The sequence below is a fragment of the Acidimicrobiia bacterium genome (genome assembly GCA_016650365.1).
Taxonomy (GTDB): Bacteria; Actinomycetota; Acidimicrobiia; order Spongiisociales; family JAENVV01; genus JAENVV01.
The window spans coordinates 1-3,592 of the sequence record JAENVV010000034.1; the positions used below are offsets into that span (position 1 = coordinate 1).

Sequence of the window (3,592 nt, forward strand, 5' to 3'; positions counted from 1 at the left end):
GCGGACTTTGCCAAAGCGCTCGGCCGGGCGATGCACCGCCCGGCTGTGATCCCGGCCCCGGGATTCGGCCTGAAACTGTTGCTCGGATCGGAATTCGCCGATCAGGTCTTGCTGGCGAGTCAGCGTGTCCTTCCCCGGGTCCTTGCCGAAACGGGATTTGAATACCTCGACCCCGACCTACCCGCTGCTCTGAGCCGCATCCTTGATTCGTAACGGCATCAAGCCGAGTGCAGCTCGACAACCCGACGGTCCGACTGGACGTCTTGTCGGTTGAGTTCGCGGGCAATGTCGTCGACATGGGCGAGAAGATCTGAACGCATCTCGTCGAGAGTGCCTTTCATGCTGTTGACCGAGGTAACGACCTGCGTGAGCGACCGGCGCACGTTCGAAACCTGGGACGCCAGAGCCCTCAAAGATTGCAGGCGCTCTTCGATGGCCTTCACGTCGATGCCTTCTGCCCGGTTGGCCGCGACCGCGATGGACGCTTCAGCCCAGGCCAGGGCGGCAGACAGCATGGTCCCGTCGCCATCATCGACAACGCAGACCCGGTTACCGAACACTCCGAACGCCCCCACCTCCTGCGGGAAGACCGGGTGGGCCGAGACGCAGATCGAAAACCCGGCCTGCCGGTTGGCGGCGGCGCGATCAAGTTCGGCGAGTATCCCGCCCTTGCCTCCGAGTGAAATGGTCGATGTCGTATTCTTGGCCTCGATGACCACTCGATCGCCCGAGCCGAGGGTGATGACAAAATCTCCAACTTTGCCTTCGAGAGAACCGCGCTCCATCGATGTCCGCTCGACATAGGTGCCTCTGGTCCCGTACATCAACGAGCGCAGGGTGGCTTCGATGGTGTCTTCAAAATCAAACCCTTTCTGCGTCCCCCTGGTCGCTTCACCCTCGGCGCCCTGTTTTTGCATGAGGATGTCCCGGAGTTCGCCGAACCTGGTGTCGATTGAATCGGCGAGAACTGACAGGGCGTTCCCGTCCGAGTTGGGGTCCAGCAGTGCCTGAAGCCGCATTTCGAGGGCACCGTCAGGTCCCAACAGGTCGGTGAGCGAGGTCACGAGTCGGGCGGTATGGGAGTCCACTACGGACGGATCCATGGTCCTCATGAAGTCATCCCGCCAGGCGGTGAATTCGTCAATGGTCCTCGAGACGATGGACGATCGGTGTTCGGGATCAAGCTGTTCGGCCATGGCGCGCTGAGCGGCCTCCAGAGTGGAAGCCACGTGACGTTCGGCTTCGGACGTAACTATGAGCACCGAACGTTTGACGCGTTCGTCAACCTCGGTCAGGTCGACTCCGAGACCCATCGTTATGAGTCCGCGTGCCCCAACTGCCAACGCTCGTTCGACAAGCTCGGGCCAATGCTCCTCGGGCTGGGCGGCAAGCATTTCGGCCAAAGCGGGGTCGGCCGACTCCAGATGTCGGATTACAACCGTTGTGCCATCGAGGCTGATTTTTGGCTCCATGCCACTAAACCTATCCAGAAGGTGTGACAGATTCGCGCATTATGCGAGAATCGGCCCAGATGTCTCCTGAGCTGGCTGAAACCACACGACTGCGCGCTGCGCTGCATCATCTGTCGGAGGTGGTGGTCCCCATCGATCTTGGATTGGATCCAAGCCGCCGTGCCGCGGCTGGCGAACTGCGCCAGGACATCGTCTGGTCGATCAACGAATACGCCATCGCCCGCCTGGGCGATCTTGACGCTCCGGTTGTTGCGGTGCTGATTGGATCGACCGGCGCCGGGAAGTCAACCCTGATGAATAGCCTGGCCGGCACCAGGGTGAGTGCTCCGGGAGCAGTACGACCGACCACCCGTCACCCGGTCGTTTGGTGTCATCAGCGAAATATCGATCGATATGAGGCCGGTTTTCTGACCGGCTACGGCCCCGACGCCGCCAGGGAACTCGACATCGTGGCAATGCTGGATCCGATGCTCGAAGGACTCACACTCATCGACGCACCCGACATCGACTCTGTCGAAGAGGTCCATCGCGACATCGCCGAGGAACTCCTGGCAGCGGCCGATCTGTGTGTATTCGTCACGAGTGCACAGCGGTACGCAGATTCGGTGCCCTGGCAGATCCTTAAGGCCGCTGCCAGGCGAAACCTGCCGTTGCTGTTCGTTCTCAATCGGGTCCCGCCCGGAGCGGAGGACGAACTCGTACCCGATTTCTCCCGGAGGCTTCGGTCGGCGGGGGTCATGAACGAGGCGGATTCGATTCTGATCGTCGCCGAGCAGCCGGTGGAGAATGATTGGGGTGGTCTGCCACCTCCGGCGGTCTCCGAGCTCCGAACCCGGCTGACCAACTCCGGAAGCGGCAACCGGCGTGCTACGGCAGAACAGGCCGTGAGGGGTGCTGTCGGCAGCCTGCTCCAGAAGGCAGGAATGCTTTCCGACCTCGTTGACGACGAGAACCAGGAGCTGGCCAAACTAGAAGAAGTAACCCGCCTCGCCTACGCGAGCCAGGCAGCCGAGATCGAGTCGGCACTGCGCGAGGGCACGTTGATCCGAAGTGAGGTGGTGGCGCGTTGGCAGAATTTCATAGGAACCGGCGAGCTGACCAAGGCACTGGCCGATGGAGCGACCCGGCTTCGAGGATGGGCGACCCGGGTGTTCGGTGGGGTAGGTGAGAAGTCGGAACGGGTCGGGTTTGAAGCCGAGCACGAACTGGTGGCGCTGGTCACCCGACGCGCCGACCTGGCAGCCAACGCGGTGGCCGGCGCCTGGGAACTCCATGAAGGGACCGCGCTCCACGTCAGGAACGCCAATTTGTGGCGACATGCTCCCGAAACCCCGGAACGGGTTCAACAGGTGGTTGAGGATTGGATCGCTGGACTTAGCCGGATGATCGAAGAAACGGGACTGGGCCGCAAACGATGGGCTCAGATCGCTTCGGTCGGGGTGAACGCGGTTGCCGTAAGTCTCATGGTCACCGTTTTTGCCTACACGAGTGGAATCACGGGTACGGAAGTGGGGATCGCCGCCGGCGCTGCCGCCGCCCAACAAAAGCTTCTTGAACATCTTTTCGGGTCGGCCGCCGCCAAGGGTCTCGCCGATGAAGCCAGGAAAGACCTCATCGATTCGATCACCGGGGTGCTCGAGGCTGATGCTCAACGTTTTCTGGGGTTCCTTGAGGGTCTGAGAACCTCCGGGCGATTCGAACTCGACGATGTGGCGGCATCGGTTGACCGGGCCCTGCGAGCGTGGCATGTCTGATTTGGGACGACTCATGGATCTGCTCGACACGGCGGTCGCCCAGGCAGTCGCGTCGGTCGGCGCTGAACCGCTGTCGGAGGCGATCGAATTGGCCAATACTGCCCGGCGGCGGGTTGGGTTCCTTGGCCGATCGGTGGTGGTCGCCCTGGCGGGCGGTACCGGATCGGGCAAGTCGTCCTTGTTGAACGCGGTAGCGGGGGAGACGGTGGCCGAGGTGGCCGCCATCCGACCGACCACATCGGAGCCCTTGGCCTGGATGCCGCACGTGCCCGAACCAGGAATAGTGCGACTTCTCGACGATATGGGGGTGGACAAGCGGGTAGGACATTTGAACGATCTGCCGGTTGTACTCATCGATATGCCAGA

Annotated in this window: 4 protein-coding genes; 3 read left to right on the forward strand and 1 reads right to left on the reverse strand. The window is 62.0% G+C overall.

What is annotated here, in order from left to right; all coding sequences use genetic code 11:
- Positions 1–213, forward strand: a 213-nt coding sequence (locus JJE47_02180) for a DUF1731 domain-containing protein (protein ID MBK5266218.1), incomplete at its 5' end; no start/stop codon positions are given.
- 5 nt (positions 214–218) lie between these two features.
- On the opposite strand, the gene JJE47_02185 is transcribed toward JJE47_02180, so the two are convergent.
- Positions 219–1,472, reverse strand: coding sequence for a hypothetical protein (locus JJE47_02185; protein ID MBK5266219.1), 1,254 nt, complete (start codon positions 1,470–1,472; stop codon positions 219–221).
- Positions 1,473–1,495: 23 nt separating this feature from the next.
- Between JJE47_02185 and JJE47_02190 the strand changes: the two genes are divergently transcribed.
- On the forward strand, positions 1,496–3,226 hold the full coding sequence (locus JJE47_02190; protein ID MBK5266220.1) for a 50S ribosome-binding GTPase: 1,731 nt from the start codon (positions 1,496–1,498) through the stop codon (positions 3,224–3,226).
- A partial coding sequence (locus JJE47_02195; GenBank protein ID MBK5266221.1) for a 50S ribosome-binding GTPase occupies positions 3,219–3,592 on the forward strand: 374 nt, incomplete at its 3' end. The genes JJE47_02190 and JJE47_02195, both read left to right, overlap by 8 nt.

Coding starts and splice junctions, on each gene's coding strand:
- JJE47_02185 (MBK5266219.1), bottom strand. CDS start 1,472: ATGGAGCCAAAAATCAGCCTCGATGGCACAACGGTTGTAATCCGACAT.